Source organism: Pseudomonas sp. Pseusp97 (genome assembly GCF_047304025.1).
GTDB lineage: Bacteria > Pseudomonadota > Gammaproteobacteria > Pseudomonadales > Pseudomonadaceae > Pseudomonas.
Genome location: NZ_JBGLYK010000012.1, coordinates 36,043 through 56,943, shown reverse-complemented (window position 1 = coordinate 56,943; position 20,901 = coordinate 36,043). Strand labels below are relative to the sequence as shown.

Below are 20,901 nucleotides of genomic sequence, written 5' to 3'. Positions count from 1 at the left end.
CGCCCCCGCCCCCCACACCCCCCCCCCCCCCCCCCCGCCCAAAACCCCGCCCCCCCCCCCCCCCCCCTCCTACAGGGTGCATCTGCAAACCACCTCGCCGCGGACGAACGGCTCTCGTAGGAGCGGAGCTTCTCCGCGAAGCTCTTCAGCCTGGTCGGGATTTCGCGGACAAGGTCCGCTCCTACAGAAAGCTGTCAGGCCCGCACGCTCTCCCAGGCAATCTGCGCCAACTGCTCGCGGCACTCGATCAGGTCCACCCGCGTCCGCCCGGCCAGCCAGTTGCGCGCGTAGTCGTGGGTCGGGCCGATCACGACGGAGTTGAACAGCTCCGCCGACAGCGCCTTGAACGCCCCGGCCTTGCGGTGCTCCGTCAGCAGCTCGGCGATACGCCGGCCCTGCTGACGGTTCGCCTCGCGCAGTTCCTCCCCCATCTCCCCCGCCTCCACGCGCCCGCGGCTGTGCAGGATGAAGCGCGCCCACTGCGGATTGGCCGAGACCCAGTCGATGTAGGAGGTGACGAACAGCTTCACCACCGCCTCGGCGCTTTTCGCTTCCTCCAGCCCAGCATCGAGCAGCGCCGCGTACTGGCCGACGCCGGCGAGATACAGCGCACCGATGATGCGCTCCTTGTTGCCATAGTGGTGGTAGAGACTGCCGATGCTGGCGCCGGAACGGTCGCGGATCATCTCGATGGTGGTGGCGTCCACGCCGGATTCGCTGAAGCAGGCCAGCGCGGCCTGGAGGATGTCGTCTTTGCGGGAAGGTCGGGCCATGGGGGTCTTGTTCAGGGATTTCGGTACAGAAAGTAATTCTAGAATATTTTTCTAGAATTACTTTCTAATCTTCGTATACTGCCTGGGCGCGCATCCTTCTTCAATCCGTTTGATCCCGGAGTTGCCATGAGTCAGATGATGCAAATGTACCAGCAGGCCGGCCCGGCCCAGTTCAGCGCCATGATCGGCCAGGTCGCCCCCTACTTCGCCAGCATCGCCCCGCAGTTCGTCGAGCTGCGCCCGGGCTATGCGGAAGTCACCTTCCCCAAACGCCGCGAAGTGCTCAACCACATCGGCACCGTGCACGCCATTGCCCTGTGCAATGCGGCCGAGCTGGCCGCCGGAACCATGACCGACGTATCGATCCCCAAGGGCCGCCGCTGGATTCCTCGCGGCATGACGGTGGAATACCTGGCCAAGGCCGAGGGTGACGTCCGCGCCGTGGCCGATGGCCGCGCGATCGACTGGAACCAGGAAGGCGACGTCGTCGTCCCGGTGCTCGCCTACGTCGGTGACAAGAAGGTGTTCCGCGCCGACATCACCATGTACGTCAGCCAGGCCTGAGGAATCCGCCATGATCACCCCGCTCCCCCGTCCGCTGGACAACGGCAACGGCCACAGCCTCTCCAGCCACTGGTACTACCCGCCCGGCGATGCGCGGGGGGCGGTTTTGATCGTTCCCGCCATGGGCGTCGAGCAGCGCTTCTACGCTGCCTTCGCCAACTGGCTGGCCGAGCGCGGCTTCCTCGCCGTGACCTTCGATTACGTCGGCATGGGCCAATCCCGCGCCGGCCACCTGCGCGACCTGGACGTCAACGTCGTCGCCTGGGGCAACCATGATTGCAGCGCCATGCTCGATGCAGTGATCGAGGCCGCCGGCGAACTGCCGGTGTACTGGATCGGCCACAGCCTCGGCGGGCAGATCCTGCCCTTCGTGCGTGGCAACGAGCGCATCCAGCGCGCCTTCACCATCGCCACCGGCAGCGGCTACTGGCGCGAGAACACCAAGGGGCTGCGGCACAAGGCCTGGCTGCTCTGGTATTGCCTGGCACCGGCCCTCACGCCGCTGCTGGGCTACTTCCCGGGCAAGCGCCTGGGCGTGGTCGGCGACCTGCCGCGCGGGGTGATCGAACAATGGCGGCGCTGGTGCCTGGACCCGGAATACGCCGTGGGCGCAGAAGGCGGTGCGGTGCGCGAAGCCTATTCCTCGGTACGCACGCCCATCACCTCCATCTCGTTCACCGACGACGAGATGATGTCCGGGCGCAACACCGAGTCGCTGCACGGCTTCTACCGTGGCTCGCCGAAGACCTTGAAGCGAATCGCCCCGGAGGACATCGGCGTGAAGCGCATCGGCCACTTCGGCTTCTTCCGCCGCCAGTTCGCCGATTCGCTGTGGGCGGGCTACCTGTTGCCGGACCTGGGCTGACCCGAGCCCGGCGCGGGCATCGTGCAGAGGATCAGTCCAGCGTCACCAGCACCCGGCCGACCAGCTTGCCGGCAAGGATCTGGTGAATGGCGGCCGGCAGGTCGTCGAGCTTGACCTCGCGCACCGCCGCTTCGAGGTTGTCGAGCTTCCACTGAAGGGACAGCTTGTCCCACATGGACGCCTTGACCACCAGCGGCAACTCCACCGAGTCCACACCCAGCAGGTTCACGCCGCGCAGGATGAAGGGCAGCACGGTGGCATTGAAGGCGGCGCCGGCGGTCAGGCCGCAGCAGGCGACGCTGCCGCCGTACTGCAGGGACTTGACCACGTTGAACAGGATATCGCCGCCGACGGTATCCACGGCGCCGGCCCACTGCTCACGCAGCAGCGGCTTGTCGACGCCATCGGAGACGGTGGCGCGATCGAGGATCTGCCGCGCACCGAGGCGGTTGAGCAATTCGGCCTGTTCCAGCTTGCCGGTGGCGGCGGCCACGGTGTAGCCCAGTTGCGCCAGCAACATCACCGCGATGCTGCCCACGCCGCCGGTGGCACCGGTGACCAGGATCGGACCGGCGGACGGCGTGACGCCGGCGCGCTCCAGCTTGTCGACGCACAGCGCGGCAGTGAGGCCGGCGGTGCCGAGGATCATCGATTCGCGCAGCGACAGGCCCTGCGGACGCTTGATCAGCCAGGCCGCGGGCACGCGGATGTACTGGCCGAAGCCGCCCGGCGTGTTCATGCCCAGGTCGTAGCCGGTGACGATGACTTCGTCGCCGACGGCGAATTCGCCCACCGAGGACTCTTCCACCACGCCGGCGGCATCGATGCCGGGCGTGTGCGGGTACTTGCGGGTCACGCCGCGGTTGCCGCTGGCGGACAGCGCATCCTTGTAGTTCAGCGACGAATACTTCACCCGCACCAGCACTTCGCCCGCCGGCAGATCGGCAACCTGCCGCTCGGTCACCTGCAGGTCATACACGCCATGCGCGCTCTCCGTGACCCACAACGCCTTGAATGCACTCATCTCGACCCTCCTCTTTCGAATTCGCTGAAACGGGCGCTATCCCGGCGCCCGACACCCAATCTTTGCCAGAAGCGTCACTGCCAGAAGCGGCTGCGACCCAGGCGGTCCCACCAGCTCACCAGCACGCGATCGATCACGCCGCTGACGCCCACGCCGAAGCGCTCCTGGATGGACTTCTTCTGTACGTAACTGAGCTGGTAGACATCCGCCTCGCGGGCGCGTTCGGCCAGGTACTCGTCACTGGTCTTGAGCTCGTCGACCAGCTTCTTGCCCAGCGCCGCCTGGCCCAGCCAGACCTCGCCGGTGGCGATCTCGTCGATGGCCAGCTGCGGGCGGTAGTGAACGACGAAGCGCTTGAACAGCTCGTGGGTGGTTTCCAGGTCTTCCTGGAACTTCTCGCGGCCCTTGTCGGTGTTCTCGCCGAACACGGTCAGGGTGCGTTTGTACTCGCCGGCGGTGAGCACCTCGAAATCGACATCGTGCTTCTTCAGCAGGCGATGGATGTTGGGCAGCTGCGCCACCACGCCGATGGAGCCGAGGATGGCGAAGGGTGCGGAAAGGATGCGCTCGCCGATGCAAGCCATCATGTAGCCGCCGCTCGCCGCCACCTTGTCGACGCAGACGGTCAGCGGTACGCCAGCCTGGCGGATGCGCGCCAGCTGGGAGGCGGCCAAGCCATAGCCGTGAACCATGCCGCCGCCGCTCTCCAGGCGCAGCACCACTTCGTCGCGCGGGGTGGCGAGGGTCAGCAGTGCAGTCACTTCATGGCGCAGCTGCTCGGTAGCCGAGGCCTTGATGTCGCCATCGAAGTCGAGCACATAGACGCGGTTCTTTTCGCCGCCCTTCTTCTTTTTCGCGTCCTTCAGGCTTTTCGCCTCGGACTTGCGCAGGGCCTTGAGCTTGGCCTTTTCCAATACGCTATGTTGCAGGCGCTCGCGCAGCTCCTTGTAGAAGTCGTTGAGCTTGTGCACCTCCAGATGCCCGCTGCCACCGCGACGACCGCGGCCGCGCAACGCGGCGATCACTACCAGGACGATGACGATGGCCACCACCACGGTGAAGGTCTTGGCCAGGAAACCCGCGTAATCCGCTAGAAACTCCACTCACATCCCCTTTTACGATTCTGGTCGAGCCCGCCAGGCGAGCGCAGCGAATCCCGCAAGCATACCCACGCCGCAGGCCCGCCACCAGCGCTGGCAAACGGCTGCATCAGTCCAGCGAATGGCATTCAAACAAGCGTATGTTTTTTCGTTGACAGCCCCAGACGATCCCCATAACCTCGCCGGAACTTTCAGCCCTGCCGGGATACTGCGCGTGGGAAGCATCTACCTGATTCGACATGGCCAGGCTTCATTCGGCGCCGACGACTACGATGTGCTCTCGGCCACCGGCGTACGCCAGGCCCAGATCCTCGGCGAGCACCTGGCCAGCCTTGGCCTGCGCTTCGACCGCTGCGTGGCCGGCGACCTGCGCCGCCAGCGCCACACCGCCGAAGCGGTGATGGGACGGTTGAACGAAGCCGGGATCGAAACCCCGCCCCTGGAAATCGATTCCGCCTTCAACGAATTCGAAGCCGACGCGGTGATCCGCGCGCACCTGCCGGACCTGCTGGAGATCGAGCCGCAGGCGCTGCACATCATGCGCAACGCCGCCGACCACCGCGCCGAGTTCCAGCGCCTGTTCTCCACCGTGATCGCCCGCTGGGTTTCCGGCGACCACGACAAGGACGGCCTGGTGAGCTGGGCGGAGTTCCTCGACACCGTCCACGGCGGCCTCCAGCGCCTGCTGGAATCGGCCAGCGGCAAGGACAACATCGGCGTATTCACCTCCGGCGGCACCATCACCGCGGTGCTCCAGCACGTGACCGGCATACCGGCGCTGAACGCCTTCGAACTCAACTGGCAGATCGTCAACACCTCGCTCAACCGCCTGAAGTTCCGTGGCAGCGAAGTGGCCCTGGCTTCCTTCAACAGTCACGTGCATCTGGAACTGTTGAGGGCGCCGGAACTCATCACCTACCGTTGAGTACCGGCCCATTGCGACGCGAGCGTCGCGCGAGAAAACCTAGAAAAGGAATAGAACCATGAGTGTTGCTGACATCGTTTCCACCATGAAGAGCAAGTTCAACGCCAGCGCGGCCGCCGGCCTGGATCTGGTGTTCCAGTTCAACATCGAAGACGGCGACAACCACTACCTGGTCGTCAAGGACGGCACCTGCGAAGTCGTACAGGGCGACGCCGAGTCCCCCAACGTCACCCTGATCATGGACAGCGAAACCCTCAAGGGCATCACCAGCGGCGAAACCGACGGCATGCAGGCCTTCATGGCCGGCAAGCTGCGCGCCGAAGGCGACATGATGCTGGCGATGAAGCTGGGCGAACTGTTCCCGGTCTGATCCGAGGAAAACTGCCCGCGCAGCACGAAGAACCGGAGTCCATGGCTCCGGTTTTTTTATGCCCGCGCCACGCTGCGAGGTCCTGATCAGGCAGCCTGATCGGGGCCCAACACGAACGCCAATAACGGCTCCGGCCGCTTGTGACGGGCAGAGGCGGACATTAGATTAGCCAATGATCACCCGGCGCCATCATTGCTTTGCCTGATCCTGCAAGGCATCGCGCCGGCCTGCGCGCACCTCGCCAGGGGCCTTGGGCCCTCGCGGGAAGATCAGTACGAGCCAGTACAAAAACGAGCTCCTAGATAAAAAGGGACCAGCATGTCGTTGACCGACCAGACCATCCGCTCCCGCGAAGGCGAAGAACTCGATGCCGCCGTGATCGACGGCTACCTCAAGGACCACATCCCCGGCCTGCAGGGTCAACCGCGCATCAGCCAGTTCCCCGGCGGCGCCTCGAACCTGACCTACCTGATCCAGTACGACAACCAGGAACTGGTCCTGCGTCGCCCGCCGTTCGGCAAGAAGGCCAAGTCGGCCCACGACATGGGCCGCGAATTCCGCATCCTGAACCAGCTCAAGGACGGCTTCCCGTACTGCCCGAAGGCATACGCCTACTGCACCGACGAGTCGGTGATCGGCGCCGAGTTCTATGTCATGGAGCGGGTCAACGGCATCATCCTGCGCAGCGACCTGCCCAAGGAACTGAACCTCGATGCCGACAAGACCACCGCCCTTTGCAAGAGCTTCATCGACAAGTTCGTCGACCTGCATAACGTCGACTACAACGCCTGCGGCCTGGGTGACCTGGGCAAGCCCGAGGGTTACGTGCAGCGCCAGATCGGCGGCTGGATCGATCGCTACGAGAAATCCCTGACCCCCGACGCGCCGGCCTGGGAACAGGTGAAGGTGTGGCTGCGCGAGAAGATGCCGGCCGACCACCACAAGCCCGGCATCGTCCACAACGACTACCGCTTCGACAACGTCATCCTCGACCCGAACAACCCGATGCAGATCATCGGCGTGCTCGACTGGGAGATGACCACCATCGGCGACCCGCTGATGGACCTGGGCAATACCCTCGCCTACTGGATCGAGGCGGGCGACCCGCAGCCGATGCAGATGCTGCGCCGCCAGCCCAGCCACGAGCCGGGCATGCTGACCCGCCAGCAGTTCGCCGACTATTACGCCGAGCGCGCCGGCATCCAGATCGACAACCTCGATTACTACTACACCTACGGCCTGTTCCGCCTGGCCGGCATCATGCAGCAGATCTACTACCGCTTCTTCCACGGCCAGACCCAGGACAAGCGCTTCGCCACCTTCATCCACGCCAACAAGCTGCTGGAACAGGTGAGCCTGCAGGTCATCGGCAAGTCCCGCCTGTAAGAGTCGGTTGTCGACCTGGCGAGCTAGAGCCGTACAAGGCGGAAGCCGGACGAAGAGCGGAGTTTACCGATTGTAAATGAGCATCTGAGTCCGGCTTCCAACGCAGTACGGCCGACGCGCAGCCGGTCGCCAGCCGGCTCTTCCAGCCCCAAACAAGGAGAACCTACATGTCCAAGACCCAACTGTTCGACCTCGACGGCAAGATCGCCTTCGTCTCCGGCGCCAGCCGCGGCATCGGCGAGGCCATTGCCAAGCTGCTGGCGCAACAGGGCGCCCACGTGATCGTCTCCAGCCGCAAGATCGACGGCTGCCAGAGCGTCGCTGACGAAATCGTCGCCGCCGGCGGCAAGGCCACCGCGATTGCTTGCCACATCGGCGAGATGGAGCAGATCCAGGCCGTCTTCGCACAGATCCGCGAGCAGTTCGGCCGCCTGGACATCCTGGTCAACAACGCCGCCACCAACCCGCAGTTCTGTAACGTGCTGGACACCGACCTGTCGGCCTTCCAGAAGACCGTCGACGTGAACATCCGCGGCTACTACTTCATGTCCATCGAAGGCGGCAAGCTGATGAAGGCCAACGGCGGCGGCAGCATCATCAACGTCGCTTCGGTCAACGGCGTCACCCCGGGCGAATTCCAGGGCATCTACTCGGTGACCAAGGCTGCGGTGATCAGCATGACCAAGGTCTTCGCCAAGGAATGCGCGCAGTTCGGCATCCGCTGCAACGCCCTGCTGCCGGGCCTGACCGATACCAAGTTCGCCTCGGCGCTGGTAAGCAACGACGCCATCCGCAACGTCGCGCTGCAGCGCATCCCGCTCAAACGCGTGGCCGACCCGAGCGAAATGGCCGGCGCCGTGCTGTACCTCGCCAGCGATGCGTCCAGCTACACCACCGGCGTGACGCTGAACGTGGACGGCGGTTTCCTCGCATAAGAGTTATTGCGCAAACGAAAAAGGGAGCCGGTTGGCTCCCTTTTTCATGGGCGGGGATTGGGCTTTTCGTAGGAGCGAGCTTGCTCGCGAACCCTGCTTCTCACTGGAGATATAGGATGCGATGCGGTTCGCGAGCAAGCTCGCTCCTACATGAAAACAATCATTGCCAGTCTTTCAGCGCCTGGTTCGCCGCCGCGTTCATCGGCTCGGCGGTCAGCCCGCCGGCTCCATAGCGCACCGCGAAAACGGCCTGGTCGGCCATCGGCAGGTAGTTCACCCGGCCCGCCTTGGGCACGAAGGTCAGCAGGTCATGCTGGCCGTCACGCAACCAGCGCCACAGGTCGACGCCCAGTACGTCATCCGCCAGCGACACCTTGCGCCCCAGGCTCTGCTGCTCCACGGCCAGGAAGCGGCCGCTGAGGTCCTGCAGGCGGTAACCCGGCGCCATCCCGATCAACCGCGCCAGCCCTTTCCACTCCAGCACCCGCGCGTCCAGTTGCCAGAGGTCGCCGGCCAGTTCCACGCGGCGCTCGTCGTTGCCCTGCAACAGCGTTACCTCATAGCGCTGCTCGGCGACCTTGCGGAAACCCAGTGTCGCCAGTGGCCGCTCTGCCGGCAGCGGGTCATAGCTGCGCAGGTCCCAGGCGACCAGCGCCACCAGCACGGCGACGGCCACGAACAGCATTCCCGCCGTACCCCGCAACCAGCCGAGGAACCAGTGACGGTCGAACAGGATGCGGGCGGCCACCAACAAGGCCAACAACGCCAAGAAGGCAACGACCCAGGCCAGACCGTCGTACTGCATCGAATGATTTCCTTCCTCGTAGAAATGCCGGCATTATGCGCACCGCGTACCTGCGCGGCCAGCCACACCGTCGCAGCTTTCGGGCCCGTTAACGTTTCCTATGCCACCGCTCTTTACAAAGGAGCGGCGCCACGGGCTCCTGATCAAGGCTGACCCCATGCCCTTCGAACTCGTCGTAGACCCGACCACCCTCGTCATCCTCGCCGGCGTCGCCTTCCTCGCCGGTTTCATCGACGCCATCGCCGGCGGCGGCGGCCTGCTGACCATCCCTGCCCTGCTCACTGCCGGCGTCCCGCCGCACCTGGCCCTGGGCACCAACAAGCTGAGCTCGACCTTCGGCGCCGCGGTGGCCAGCTACACCTTCTACCGGCGCAAACTCTTCCAGCCGCGCCAATGGCGTAACGGCATCATCGCCACCGCCATCGGCGCGGCGCTGGGCGCCTGGGCCGCGCACCTCATGCCGGCGGAATGGCTCAACCGCATGCTGCCGGTGGTGGTATTCGGCTGCGGCCTCTATCTGCTGTTCGGCAAGACGCCCGAAGCGCCGCTGGACGCCAACCCGCGCATCGCCCAGCGCCGCCAATGGCCTCAGGGCCTCGGCCTGGGCTTCTACGATGGCGTGGCGGGCCCCGGCACCGGCGCCTTCTGGACGGTCAGTTCGCTGCTGATGTATCCGCTGGACCTGGTCCGCGCCAGCGGTGTGGCGCGCAGCATGAACTTCGTCAGCAACATAGTCGCGCTGGCGGTGTTCATCGCTTCAGGTCAAGTGGTCTGGCTGATGGGCCTGTGCATGGGCAGCTCGCTGATGATCGGCGCCTACTTCGGCGCGCGCACGGCGATCGGCGGCGGCGCCAGGTTCATCCGACCGGTGTTCATCCTGGTGGTGCTTGCCTTGACCGTGCGCCTGGCCTGGCAGCACTGGTTCACTGCCGCGGCCTAGGAAAGGCCGCAGCGACGCCTGAACTCAGGCGCCGCCGGGCAGGACAGGATCGGGGCGACCGGCGCGGCGCGCCAGGTAGACCTCGATCAAATAGCGGGCGATGGAACGCTCGGCCGGCAGGCGCGGCAGCTCGTCGACGTGGAACCAGCGGGCATCCTCGATCTCGTCCGGCTGCATGACGATCTCGCCGCTGACGTACTCGGCGTGGTAGCCGAACATCAGCGAATGCGGGAATGGCCAGGGCTGGCTGCCCATGTAGCGGATATTGCCGATCTCCACCCCCACCTCTTCGCGCACTTCCCGCGCGACGCAGTGCTCCACCGACTCGCCCGGCTCAACGAAGCCGGCCAGCGTGCTGTACATCCCCGGCACGAAGCGCGGCGAGCGCGCCAGCAGCACTTCATCGCCACGGGTCACCAGCACGATCATGCTCGGCGACAGCAGCGGGTAGCGCTGGATGCCGCAGCTTTCGCAGTGCATGGCGCGGTCGCGGGGCATGCGCAGGCTGGGCTGGCCGCAACTGCCACAGAAGCGGTTCTGCCGCCACCAGATGCCGATCTGGCTGGCAAAGCCGAGCATGGCGAAGATGTCTTCCTCGGCCTGCATCATGAACTGGCGCAGGCCGATCCAGCTGGCGCCTTCCAGCGGGTCGGTACGGTCGATTTCCAGCAGGTACACCGGCTCGCCATCGAACTGGCCGACGGCGTGCTCGGAAAGCACCGAAAGGTCCTGGCGCTTGAGCCAATCGCGGGGGAACAGCACGCCGTTGCTATCGGCGAGGAACTGCTGCTGGCAGTGGGCGAGCGCCCAGCCGCCGTTCGCCGCGATCTCGAACATCGAGGATTCCCAGCGCCCGGTACGCATCAGGCTGCCACCGTCAGGCCCAGGGCCTTGACGCTCTCGCTGGCGACGTCGAGGACGTCGGGTTGGCCTTCAGGCCGCATCATCGCTCCACCCTCCAGGTAGTACTCCAGGCCGGTCAGCGCATCCGCCAGGGTTTCCAGCATCTGCTCGGACGGCATCTGGGTCGTCTCGATCATCTGTCCCTGAATGTAGTCGGCACAGGCGCCCACGAGCAATGCCGCGCGCTCCTGGCCGAGGAACCACAAACCGCCACGCACCGCCTGCAGGCTGACCGGCACGTTGGCCAGGTGCAGCTTGTCGCCGTTGGATTCCAGGTACGCGGTGATCGCACGCTTGGCCAGCGCCAGGCCCGCCTGGGCCTCGTCGATCACCACGATGCGCGCCTCGGCGAGCTGGTGCACGGCGAAGGAGTCGTCGTCGCCCACCGGCGCCGGACGCGCGCTCATGCGCTCGCCACGCTCCAGGTTGCCGGCCATGCTCTCGACGTACAGCAGCGCGTCGGCCAGCGCGTTGAGCGCGGCAGGTTCGTCCACCGCGCCCTTGGCGACCCAGCCGGCGACCACGCCGTGCTGGTGCTGCAGCGAGGTGGCGGCGGAGTTCAGGCCGACCATGCCCAGGGTCTTGGCCAGTTTGCCCAGCTGGGTGTGCAGGATGCCCAGCGCGTCGGCCTGGGACACGCCGCGCTCGATCAGGTCGAGCTGATCCTTCACCGCGGTCAGCTCCTCGCGGATTGCCACCGACAGCGAACGCATCACCGACTGGCCGGGGCCGGACAGGCGCTGCGACTCGTCTTCGAGCAGGTGATCGGTGAACGGCAACGGCGCGAGGCCGAACACCTGCCGCAATTCGGTGGCGCGTACGCCGCTGGTGTCCGCCAGCGTGGTGAGGTACAGCAACTCCTTGAGCAACTGCCGCGGCGCTTCGTACTGCGGGTTGGCGATCAGTTGCTTCAGCTCGCGGTCCAGCCGCGCGAATACCTGCTTGCGCGTCTTGCGCGGCAGCATCTGCGCGTCCACCAGCGCTTCCAGGGCGCCGGCGCCGACCCAGCACAGGCGGGTGCGCGCGGCGCTGCCCAGCAGCACGTCGAGCTTGCCCAGCGCGCGGCCCATGAGCCTCAGGCTGGGGTAGAGATTCTGTTCGCGGATCAGCCCCACCAGGCCGACCTGGTACATCTGCCGCAGGCGACGGACTTCGCGGGCCGGGTCGTCCACCTGCGGGGCGGTGACGGCGCGCAGCGGGCGCGGCAGGTCCAGGCGCGCACTGAAGAAGAAGCTCTCCGGCAGCGCGGGCTGGCCGGCGGCCTGGCGCACGTCATTGATCGCCGGCAGCAGCAGCTCGGGGATTTCCTGACGATGCGCTTCGAGGTTTTCCAGGTAGCGGCGTAGCACGTAGAGCGCATTGCCGAGGGCGGCCAGTTGGCCGTCGCGGTCTTCGCTGACCCCGGTGGGAATGTCGGTGGCCAGGTCCAGCGCTTCCTGCGCCAGCAACTCGGCACCGGCCAGCTCGATGAGATTGAGCGTGCCGCGAATCTGGCTCAGGCAATCGACGGAATGTTGCAGCAGGCTGCCGTTCTGACGCTCGGCGATGAAGTGCTCGAGATTCTGCTCGGCCTCCTCCATCGTCGCGAACAGCTCGTCGCGGACCAGACTGAGGGACGTGGCTCCAGTAACCATCGGCCTAGTGCGCCTCCTGCGCGCAAGAAGAGTGGACGGACATCAATCGGCGAACTCGGCGGTCTTCTTGCTCATGTGCGCCATCATCGCGGCCTGCAGGTCGGCAGACTGCAGCATGGCGGCGTTCCAGGTGGCGATGTATTCCAGGCCGTCCTCGACGCGGTGGTCGCGGGCGTAGCCGATCATTTCCTTGGTGCCGCGGATGGCGATCGGCGACTTGGCGGCGATCTGCCGGGCCAGCTCCATCACGCCGTCGAACAGCGCGGAGTGGTCGGCGTAGACGCTGTTGACCAGGCCGATGCGCTGCGCCTCCTCGGCGTTGACGTTGCGCCCGGTGTAGGCCAGCTCACGCATGATGCCGTCGCCGATCAGGCGTGGCAGGCGCTGCAGGGTGCCGACATCGGCGGCCATGCCCATGTCGATTTCCTTGATGGAGAACTGCGCATCCGCGCTGCAGTAGCGCATGTCGCAGGCGGAGATCAGGTCGATGCCGCCGCCGATGCAGTAGCCCTGGATCGCCGCGAGGACCGGCTTGCTGCACTTGTCGACGGCGGTGAAGGAGCCCTGCAGTTGCAGGATGGTCTTGCGCAGGGCGCGGGCATTGCGGCCGACGTCCTTGCCCAGGTGGCTGGCGGCCTGGGCCAGCAGAGCGAGGTCGATGCCGGCGGAGAAGTGCTTGCCGGCGCCGCTGAGCACGACGACACGGACTTCATCCGTTTCATCGGCCCATTGGAAGATATCGATGATTTCCTTCCAGAAATCGGCGTTCATCGCGTTGAGTTTTTCCGGACGGTTGATCTGCACATGGGCGATCTTGTCCGTCAGTTCAACGCGGAAGGCTTTGTATTCGGTCACGGGGATGTCCTCGGGAATGCCCTGCTTCTCGTCTGGGTGCGGCGCGTTGCCGCTGGAGCCCGGGCCAACAGTTCTTATGGGTGCCGCTTATTCGCGTGGAGAACAGATTTTTGGCATCGCGCCACTATAACAAGGCAAGACCAAAAGTCGATGCCGCGGTCTGTGACACAGGCCACGGCATCGGTCGCGAATCCGCTGGCAGTTCAGCCATCAAGTGCTTGATCTGCCAGGACCTGCCAGTGCGACTATCAGTCGCCGGCAGCCACCGGCAATCCCTGGGCGCGGTTGCGGTACTGGCGCCAGGTGTACATCGGGATGCCCGCCATGAACACCAGGAAGCCCCAGAAGATCGCCTGCTGGCCCGTGCCGTAGAGCGCCCACAGCGAGTAGAGGAAGCCCAGGCAACCGATGGCCAGCACCTGCGGACGCGAGCGCGGGGAGAAGGACTCCGGCTTGACCGCCAGCAGTTGCAGCAGCGCGGCGGTGCAGAAGGCGTAGGGCACGACGCCGGTCATGGTACCGAGCAGGATGATGACGTTGAACACCTCTACCAGTTCGCCGTGGCCGTCCACCATCACCAGCGCGGTCACCAGCAGCCCGGAGGACAGCAGGCCGTTGGCCGGCGCGCCGTTCTTGTTGAGCTTGCCCAGGGACTCGGGGAACAGCCCGTCACGGGCCGGCGCGACCGGGATCTGGCCCTGCAGCAATACCCAGCCATTGAGCGCGCCGAGGCAGGCGATCACCGCGCCGCCGGCCACCAGGTAATACCCCCAGGAGCCCAGCAGGATGCGCGCGGCGTCGGCGAAGGGCGAAGTGGACTTGGCCAGCACCTCCGGCGGCATCAGCCCCTGCACGGCGGTGATCGACAGGATGTACACGGCGGCGGCGGCCAGGGTGCCGAACAGCGTGGCGCGCGGGATGGTCTTCTTCGGGTCGCGCACATCATCCGCCGGCACGGTGGCGGACTCGAGACCGATGAAGGACCACAGCGTCAGCGCCGCCGTGGTGGCGATGGCCTGGGCATAACCCATGTTCGGCAGCTCGCTGGGCGCCGGGATGGTCAGGTACTCGGGATTGAAATGGAACCAGCCGAGGATGCCGACCAGCAGCAGCGGGATCAGCTTGAGCGCGGTCAGGCAGTTCTGCACCACGGCGAAGGCAGTGATGCCGCGCAGGTTGATCAGGGTGCACAGCCAGATGGCGCCAATGGCCGTGGCGACCATCAGCAACGGGTCGGCCAACGCCGGGATGAACACCCGCAGATAGCCCACCAGCGTGACGGCGATGGCGGCGTTGCCGATCCATGCGGCTTTCCAGTACGTCCAGGCACAAAGATAGCCGGCGAAGCTGCCGAAACCGTCACGGGTATAGGCGTAGGGCCCGCCAGCGCCGGGATTGAGCCGCGCCAGCCGGGCGAAGGTGAAGGCCAGGATCACGGCCCCGGTGCTCGACACCAGCCAGCCGAACAGGCTCAGCCCGCCGAACGCCGCCAGGCTCGACGGCAACAGAAACACACCGGAGCCCACCATGTTGCCAACCACCAGCGCGGTGCAGCTCCAGAACCCCATGCTGCCCTTTTTCGCTTCCGCCATCTGTGCTCCTTAGAAGCCCGCGACCCGTGTTATTCGTTTACCGCCCTGCCCTTCAAGAACCGTTGAAGAAGGCACGGAGCGGCGATCTGCCCTACAGGGTAGCCAGCGCCGGGCAAAGGAGGAAACCGTTTTGCACGGCGAGACCGCCCGTTTCGAGCGATTTCGCCCCGGGCGGTCAATGCCGCCGTAGAAAATCCGCCGCTCAGGCAGACCCGACCTGGCGCATGCCAATCCCGTAAAGCTGCTCGAATTGCGGCGACGGCATCGGCTTGGCGAACAGGTATCCCTGCCCTTCGGTACACCGCTCGACCCGCAGCCGATCGCGCTGGGCGGAAGTCTCGATGCCTTCGGCGATGGTCTCCAGGTCGAAACTGCGCGCCATGTCGAGGATGGCGCGGATCACCGAGAGGTCCTGCTGGGTTTCCAGCATGCCGATGACGAAGCTGCGGTCGATCTTGATGCGGCTCAGCGGATAGGTCTTGAGCAGGCTGAGGGAGGCGTAGCCGGTGCCGAAATCGTCGAAGGCGATGCCGACCCCGTAGGAGCGCAGGCTCTGCAAGGTGCTGAGCACGGTGTCGTCGTGGTTGAGCACGATGTTCTCGGTGATTTCCAGCTCCAGCGCCTCCGCCGGCAGGCCATGGCGTTCCAGCGCCTCGAGGACCTGGGTGACCAGGTTGCCCATGCGGAACTGCGCGCCGAACAGATTCACCCCCATGCGCAGGTCCGGCGCGCCGTTGCGCCGCCAGTAGGCAGCCTGGGCACAGGCTTCATCGAGAATCCAGGTGCCGACGATGGCCGCCAGCGGCCCACCCTCCAGCGACGGCAGGAAGGCTGCCGGGGACAGCAGGCCGCGCTGCGGATGCTGCCAGCGGATCAGCGCCTCGACGCCGCGCAGGGAACCGTCGCGCAGGCTGACCTGGGGCTGGTAGAACAGCAGGAATTCGCCGTTGGCCACGGCCCGGTGCAACTCCATGCCGTAGAGGTGGCGCGCCGCTGCCTCCATCTTCAGTGCGGGCAGGAACACGAAGGCATGCCCGCGGCCGCTGCTCTTGGCCTTGAACAGCGCCAGGTCGGCGTCACCCACCAGGTCCAGCGCCTCCTGGGCGTGCAGGGGCGCCAACGCCACACCGCAGCTGGCGGCAACGCGGATTTCGTGGGCATCGATGAGGATCGGCTCGGCGATCCTGGAGATCACCGCCAGGGCGAAGCGCATGGCGTGCTCGGGTGACAGCAGGTTGGGCTCCAGAATGGCGAACTCGTCCCCACCGATCCGTGCCACCGTGGCGCCGGCGGTAGCCAACTGGTCCAGGCGCGCGGCGACCTGCTGCAGGATCCTGTCGCCCACGGCATGGCCGAGGGAGTCGTTGACGTCCTTGAAGCCATCCAGGTCGATCATCAGCACTGCCGCAGGACGCGACTGCATCAGCACTTCTTCGGTGCGCCGGTAGAACTGGCCGCGGTTGGCCAGACCGGTCAGCACATCGACGCTGGCCAGTTGGCGCAGCGCCTCTTCTTCCTGATGCTGGGCGGTGACATCCTTGAGCACCGCCTCGAATTTCAGCTTGCCCTTCTCCGACCAGCTGAACAGGGTCAGCCCCAGGGAAAGCAGGGAGCCGTCCTTGCGCAGGCCGGTGATCTCCCCCGGCACGGCCATGCCATCCAGGGATGTGGCGTCGCTGGCCCCGCTGATCAGCGCGCGCAGCGACGGGCGCTCGCTCTCGCAGAGCAGCAGTTCGAAGGCCTGGCCGTTGCCTTCGGCCAGGTCGTAGCCGAACAGGCTGGCCGCCGCCTCGTTCCAGGCGATGATCTCGCCCCAGCAGTCGAACCACACCACCGGGGTCGGCGAGGTGCCGGCGTAATCCTCGAACAGCGGCCGGGTGCGTGAGGAAGCCACTTCGATCCGGCGCAACTCGAGCCGGTCCGACGCCATGCGCGCCAGCTCCACCAGGCGCTCCCGATCTTCGCTGGAGAAGTCTTCGTGGGCTTTGCTGTCGATGATGCACAGGGCACCCAGCGCCTGCCCTTCCACCGACAGCAGCGGCACGCCCGCGTAGAAGCGCACGCCATTGGGTGCGGTCACCAGCGGGTTGTCATGGAAACGCTCGTCGCGGCTGGCGTCACCCACCACCATCACGCCGTCCTGGGTGATCGCATGGGCACAGAAGGATACGTCGCGCCCCATGTCCACCTCGCCGACGCCAGTGGCGGCGGCGAAGAACACATGGTCGCTGCCGATCATGTTCACCGCCGCAACCGGCATGCCGAACATGCGCACGGCGATCTGTACCACCGGGTCAAGGCTCGGCAGCAGGCTTTCGTCGTCGAATCCGTAATCGGACAGCGCACTCAGGCGCTCGCTTTCGTTCGGCAACGTCACGGGACAGCGCATGGGGGAAACCTCCCTTTTTCCTCATTTCTCCCTTTACCGATGCGCAGAAGAATAGTTCCACTTTTCAAAAAAGGACGCCGGCCCCCGAATGCAGGGGCCGAGCGGTCATTTGCAGCACTCCACGGTGTAGTGCTTTTCCCCATCGACCTCACGTATCTGCAGGCCATGGACGTCGGAGTCGAAGCCGGGGAAGTTGCGCTCGAAACTCTGCGCGAAGGTAAGGTAGTCGAGTATCGAACGAGTGGATTCGGTGAACCGTTCCCCCGGCATGATCAGCGGAATGCCTGGCGGGTACGGCACCAGCATCACCGCGGCGATGCGCCCTTCCAGCCGATCGACCGGCACCGCCTCGACTTCGCCGCGCACCAGTTGCGCGTAGGCATCCGCCGGGCGCAGGGCGATTTCCGGCAGCACCGTGTACATCCGTTTCATCGCCTTGGCCGTGGCGTGGTCACGGTAGCAGCGGTGCAGTTCGTCGCACAGGTCGCGCAGGCCCATGCCGGCGTAGCGCGCGCCACCGGCCTGGGAGACGCTGGGCAGTGCGTCGGCCAGCGGTTGGTTGGCGTCGTAGCTGCGCTTGAACTCCAGCAACTCGGTCACCAGGGTGCTCCACTTGCCCTTGGTCACGCCCATGGAGAACAGCACGAGGAAGGAGTACAGCCCGGTCTTCTCCACCACCAGCCCGCGTTCCCAGAGAAAGCGGCTGACCACCGCGGCGGGAATCCCGCGCGAGTCGAGGCGCCCGCCGGCGGTGAGGCCCGGCGTCGCCAGGGTGACCTTGATCGGGTCGAGCAGCACGTAGTCTTCCACCGCATCGCCAAAGCCATGCCAGTCGGCGTTGGGCTCCAGCACCCAGTCGCGGGTCTTCACCTCGTCGGTGCCCTCGACACCCGGCGGCTGCCAGACGCTGAACCACCAGTCGTCCTCGGCCAGGTTCTGCTGCACGTTGGCCAGGGCGCGGCGGAAGCTCAGGGCTTCGTCGAAGGTTTCCTGGATCAGCGAGCGTCCCGCCGGGCCTTCCATCATGGCCGAGGCCACGTCCAGCGAGGCGATGATGCCGTACTGCGGCGAAGTGGAAATGTGCATCATGAAGGCTTCGTTGAAGCGCGCCTGCTCGAAGCGCCGTACGCCGGCATCCTGCACGTGGATCATCGAGGCCTGGCTGAAGGCCGCGAGCATCTTGTGCGTGGAGTGGGTGGTGAATACCAGCGGGCCGCTGTCGTCGCGGCTGGTGCCCATGCCGTAGCGGCCATCGTAGAACTCGTGGAAAGCCGCGTAGGCGTACCAGGCCTCGTCGAAATGCAGCACCTCGACGCTGTCGCCCAGGGCCTGCTTGATCATCTGCGCGTTGTAGCAGAGGCCGTCGTAGGTGGAATTGGTCACCACCGCCAGCCGCACCCTGGGCTCGCGGCCGCGCGCCAGCGGGCTGGCCTCGATCTTCGCGGCAATGGATTCGCGGCTGAACTCCGCCAGCGGGATCGGCCCGATGATGCCCAGCTCGTTGCGCTCCGGCGTCAGGTACAGCGGGATGGCGCCGGTCATGATGATCGCGTGGAGGATCGACTTGTGGCAGTTGCGGTCGACCAGTACCAGGTCGTCGCGGCAGACCATCGAATGCCAGACGATCTTGTTCGCCGTGGAGGTGCCGTTGATCACGAAGTAGGTGTGGTCGGCGCCGAAGTTGCGCGCGGCGCGAGCCTCGGCCTCGGCCAGCGGGCCGGTGTGGTCGAGCAACGAGCCCAGCTCGGGTACCGAGACGGAGAGGTCCGAACGCAGGGTGTTTTCCCCGAAGAACTGGTGGAACGCCTGCCCCACCGGGCTCTTGCGGTAGGCCACGCCGCCCCCGTGGCCGGGCGTGTGCCAGGAATAGTTGGACTGCGCGGTGTGCTCCACCAGCGCGCGGAAGAACGGCGGCAGCAGGCCTTCCAGGTACTTGCGCGCGGCGCGACTGACTTGTCTTGCAAGGAAAGGCACGGTGTCTTCGAACAGGTAGAGGATGCCGCGCAGTTGATGCAGGTCGGCCATCGACTCGGCCGGCGCGTTCTCGATGGTCATCTGCTCGCCCAGGGCGAAGATCGGCAACTGCGGCGCACGCACCCGCGCCATGCGGATCAGCTCGACCACGTCCTGCAACAGGCGCTGGTTCTCCCCCGCCCCCTCGGCGGCGACCAGGATGCAGGCCAGCCCATGGTGGGTGGAGGCTACGATGCGCCCCTCGGCGGAGCTGGCGGTGGAGAGGATGCTGAAGCCGTCCTGCTCCAGCTCCCGCGCGATATCCCTCACCCGGTCGCCGGCCACGGTATCGGCCTTAATGTCGCGGTGAACGATGAGAATGGGGAATTTTAAATCTTTATACATTGTGAACCCCTGAGTGGACGTACGACTGGCGTCGATCTCCCTCAGAGTATGGACTCACGGAATGTAGGGGAATGCGCCCGGCTGACCGCTGTAATAAAACGTCGCGTGGGTGACAGGCGAAGCTCCAAACCAGAGCTCTGGCTCTGGCTCTGGCTCTGGCAATTGGAGATTTCCAGAGAAACCTCCGCGCGCTCCGGCCCGCCCCTTTCAGGAGGCCTCGTTGAATCGGAGTTTCAGGGGTTGAGCGGCATGGATGCCGCGAGAGCGTTGTCGGGCCAGGGATGGCCCGTCAACGCGTGCCCCTGAAACTTCGATTCGACGAGGGAATTTTTCGCCTGAGCGAAAAACCGGATGGAGGGGCAAGCCTTCTTGGTTACTTCTTCGGCGCTTGGAAGAAGTGACTCGCCCGAGGGGGCGAAACACAGAGTTCGCGCGTACGCCGAAGCGACGCAGTAATACCCAGCCCGAAGCAGAGACATCGCGGACGAAGTCCGCTCCTACAGGAGCGCGAGACATCCGCAACACCCGGTTAGAACGGATTCATCCGCATAAGATTTCGCGGACAAGGTCCGCTCCTACGAAATATTCGAGGATTATCCGGCGGCACCGGAGCTGGGCGGTTCGCGAGCAAGCTCGCTCCTACGAAAAGCAAAAGGCCCCTGTTCAGGGGCCTTTTTCGTGCAGCGCGGAGGATCACTCCTTCGGCGCTTCCATCTGCGCCCACAGCGACGGACCGCCAGCGGACTTCTCGATCACCGCCAGACGGGCGATATGCGCCTCGATCTCTTCATCGGTGGCTCGGATTACACGGGTCAGCGCGCGATCCGCCGCCAGGCGGCGGATCGCCGTGGCGGTTGCACGGCCACTGCCGTCCCCCTCGGCACCGTTGCCAGCCAGCGACAGGCTGGTCTGGCCACCGGTCATCGCCAGGTAGACGTCGGCCAGAATCTCGGCGTCGAGCAAGGCGCCGTGCAGGTCGCGGCCAGAGTTGTCGACGCCATAGCGCTTGCACAAGGCATCGAGGTTGTTGCGCTGCCCCGGATGACGCTCGCGGGCCATCAGCAGGGTGTCGAGGATGCCGCAGTAGTCGGCGACGTCGGCACGCTCGGTCTGTCCCAGCAGGGCGAACTCGTTGTTGATGAAGCCAACGTCGAACGCCGCGTTGTGGATGATCAGCTGGGCGCCCTTGATGAACTCGAAGAAGTCATCCGCCACTTCGCGGAAGCGCGGCATGTCCTTGACGTATTCATTGGTGATGCCGTGGACCGCGATGGCGCCCTCGTCGATCTCGCGATCGGGCTGCAGGTAGACGTGGAAGTGCCGGCCGGTGAGGCGGCGGCCTTCGAGCTCGACGCAACCGATCTCGATGATCCGGTGGCCGTCGGTGACCGGCATACCGGTCGTTTCAGTATCGAGTACGACGCTGCGCATTCTGTGTGAAACCTTCTTGCGATGGATTCGCCCGGAGCTTTCCGGGCGCTCA

18 protein-coding genes are annotated in these 20,901 nt (G+C 65.6%); 7 read left to right on the top strand and 11 right to left on the bottom strand.

The genetic code is table 11. The features are described 5' to 3' along the window. Nucleotides 1–194: 194 nt before the first annotated feature. A complete protein-coding gene (locus ACCC94_RS04590) occupies nt 195–773 on the bottom strand; it encodes a TetR/AcrR family transcriptional regulator (RefSeq protein ID WP_413348219.1) in 579 nt (192 codons plus the stop codon). Nucleotides 774–899: 126 nt separating this feature from the next. On the opposite strand from ACCC94_RS04590, the gene ACCC94_RS04585 reads away from it, so the two are divergent. Together ACCC94_RS04585 and ACCC94_RS04580 are read left to right on the top strand one after the other, a co-directional pair. Then, nucleotides 900–1,337, top strand: a complete 438-nt coding sequence (locus ACCC94_RS04585; RefSeq protein WP_017519523.1) for a hotdog fold domain-containing protein — start codon at nt 900–902, stop codon at nt 1,335–1,337. A gap of 10 nt (nt 1,338–1,347) precedes the next feature. Then, nucleotides 1,348–2,202, top strand: a complete 855-nt coding sequence (locus ACCC94_RS04580; protein ID WP_413348218.1) for an alpha/beta fold hydrolase — start codon at nt 1,348–1,350, stop codon at nt 2,200–2,202. 31 nt (nt 2,203–2,233) lie between these two features. Here the strand turns inward: ACCC94_RS04580 and ACCC94_RS04575 are convergent, their stop codons facing one another. Then, the gene (locus tag ACCC94_RS04575) at nt 2,234–3,226 is read right to left on the bottom strand and encodes a YhdH/YhfP family quinone oxidoreductase (RefSeq protein WP_413348217.1); all 993 of its coding nucleotides are present in this window, start codon (nt 3,224–3,226) and stop codon (nt 2,234–2,236) included. Nucleotides 3,227–3,300: 74 nt separating this feature from the next. Further along, nucleotides 3,301–4,329 (bottom strand): protease SohB, encoded by a 1,029-nt coding sequence (sohB, locus tag ACCC94_RS04570; protein ID WP_413348216.1) that lies wholly within the window; start codon nt 4,327–4,329, stop codon nt 3,301–3,303. A 211-nt stretch (nt 4,330–4,540) separates the two neighbouring features. On the opposite strand from sohB, the gene ACCC94_RS04565 reads away from it, so the two are divergent. From ACCC94_RS04565 to ACCC94_RS04550, 4 genes are all read left to right on the top strand, one after another. Next, the gene (locus ACCC94_RS04565) at nt 4,541–5,251 is read left to right on the top strand and encodes a histidine phosphatase family protein (protein WP_413348215.1); all 711 of its coding nucleotides are present in this window, start codon (nt 4,541–4,543) and stop codon (nt 5,249–5,251) included. Between the two features lie 58 nt (nt 5,252–5,309). Beyond that, a complete protein-coding gene (locus tag ACCC94_RS04560; protein ID WP_017519529.1) occupies nt 5,310–5,621 on the top strand; it encodes an SCP2 sterol-binding domain-containing protein in 312 nt (103 codons plus the stop codon). 318 nt (nt 5,622–5,939) lie between these two features. Beyond that, a complete protein-coding gene (locus ACCC94_RS04555) occupies nt 5,940–7,007 on the top strand; it encodes a phosphotransferase family protein (RefSeq protein ID WP_413348214.1) in 1,068 nt (355 codons plus the stop codon). Between the two features lie 167 nt (nt 7,008–7,174). Further along, a complete protein-coding gene (locus ACCC94_RS04550) occupies nt 7,175–7,942 on the top strand; it encodes an SDR family oxidoreductase (protein ID WP_413348213.1) in 768 nt (255 codons plus the stop codon). A gap of 160 nt (nt 7,943–8,102) precedes the next feature. On the opposite strand, the gene ACCC94_RS04545 is transcribed toward ACCC94_RS04550, so the two are convergent. After that, nucleotides 8,103–8,747: a hypothetical protein gene (locus tag ACCC94_RS04545; RefSeq protein ID WP_413348212.1), complete on the bottom strand. Its 645-nt coding sequence runs from the start codon at nt 8,745–8,747 to the stop codon at nt 8,103–8,105. A 157-nt stretch (nt 8,748–8,904) separates the two neighbouring features. On the opposite strand from ACCC94_RS04545, the gene ACCC94_RS04540 reads away from it, so the two are divergent. Then, nucleotides 8,905–9,687 carry a TSUP family transporter gene (locus ACCC94_RS04540; protein WP_413348211.1) on the top strand — a complete coding sequence of 261 codons (783 nt, stop codon included), beginning with the start codon at nt 8,905–8,907 and terminating at the stop codon, nt 9,685–9,687. Nucleotides 9,688–9,711: 24 nt separating this feature from the next. On the opposite strand, the gene nudC is transcribed toward ACCC94_RS04540, so the two are convergent. The 7 genes from nudC to dnaQ form a co-directional block, all read right to left on the bottom strand. Further along, nucleotides 9,712–10,551, bottom strand: coding sequence for an NAD(+) diphosphatase (gene nudC / locus ACCC94_RS04535; protein WP_413348210.1), 840 nt, complete (start codon nt 10,549–10,551; stop codon nt 9,712–9,714). Beyond that, nucleotides 10,551–12,224: a ferrous iron transporter B gene (locus ACCC94_RS04530; protein ID WP_413348209.1), complete on the bottom strand. Its 1,674-nt coding sequence runs from the start codon at nt 12,222–12,224 to the stop codon at nt 10,551–10,553. Before ACCC94_RS04530 ends, nudC begins: the two co-directional genes overlap by 1 nt. A gap of 42 nt (nt 12,225–12,266) precedes the next feature. Beyond that, a complete protein-coding gene (locus ACCC94_RS04525; protein ID WP_413348208.1) occupies nt 12,267–13,079 on the bottom strand; it encodes a crotonase/enoyl-CoA hydratase family protein in 813 nt (270 codons plus the stop codon). Nucleotides 13,080–13,327: 248 nt separating this feature from the next. Further along, nucleotides 13,328–14,671, bottom strand: a complete 1,344-nt coding sequence (locus ACCC94_RS04520) for an amino acid permease (RefSeq protein WP_413348207.1) — start codon at nt 14,669–14,671, stop codon at nt 13,328–13,330. Between the two features lie 202 nt (nt 14,672–14,873). Next, nucleotides 14,874–17,060 carry a putative bifunctional diguanylate cyclase/phosphodiesterase gene (locus tag ACCC94_RS04515; RefSeq protein ID WP_413348206.1) on the bottom strand — a complete coding sequence of 729 codons (2,187 nt, stop codon included), beginning with the start codon at nt 17,058–17,060 and terminating at the stop codon, nt 14,874–14,876. Nucleotides 17,061–17,165: 105 nt separating this feature from the next. Continuing rightward, nucleotides 17,166–19,418, bottom strand: a complete 2,253-nt coding sequence (locus ACCC94_RS04510; RefSeq protein WP_413348205.1) for an Orn/Lys/Arg decarboxylase N-terminal domain-containing protein — start codon at nt 19,416–19,418, stop codon at nt 17,166–17,168. 693 nt (nt 19,419–20,111) lie between these two features. Continuing rightward, on the bottom strand, nt 20,112–20,849 hold the full coding sequence (gene dnaQ, locus ACCC94_RS04505; RefSeq protein WP_413348204.1) for a DNA polymerase III subunit epsilon: 738 nt from the start codon (nt 20,847–20,849) through the stop codon (nt 20,112–20,114). Nucleotides 20,850–20,901: the final 52 nt, after the last annotated feature.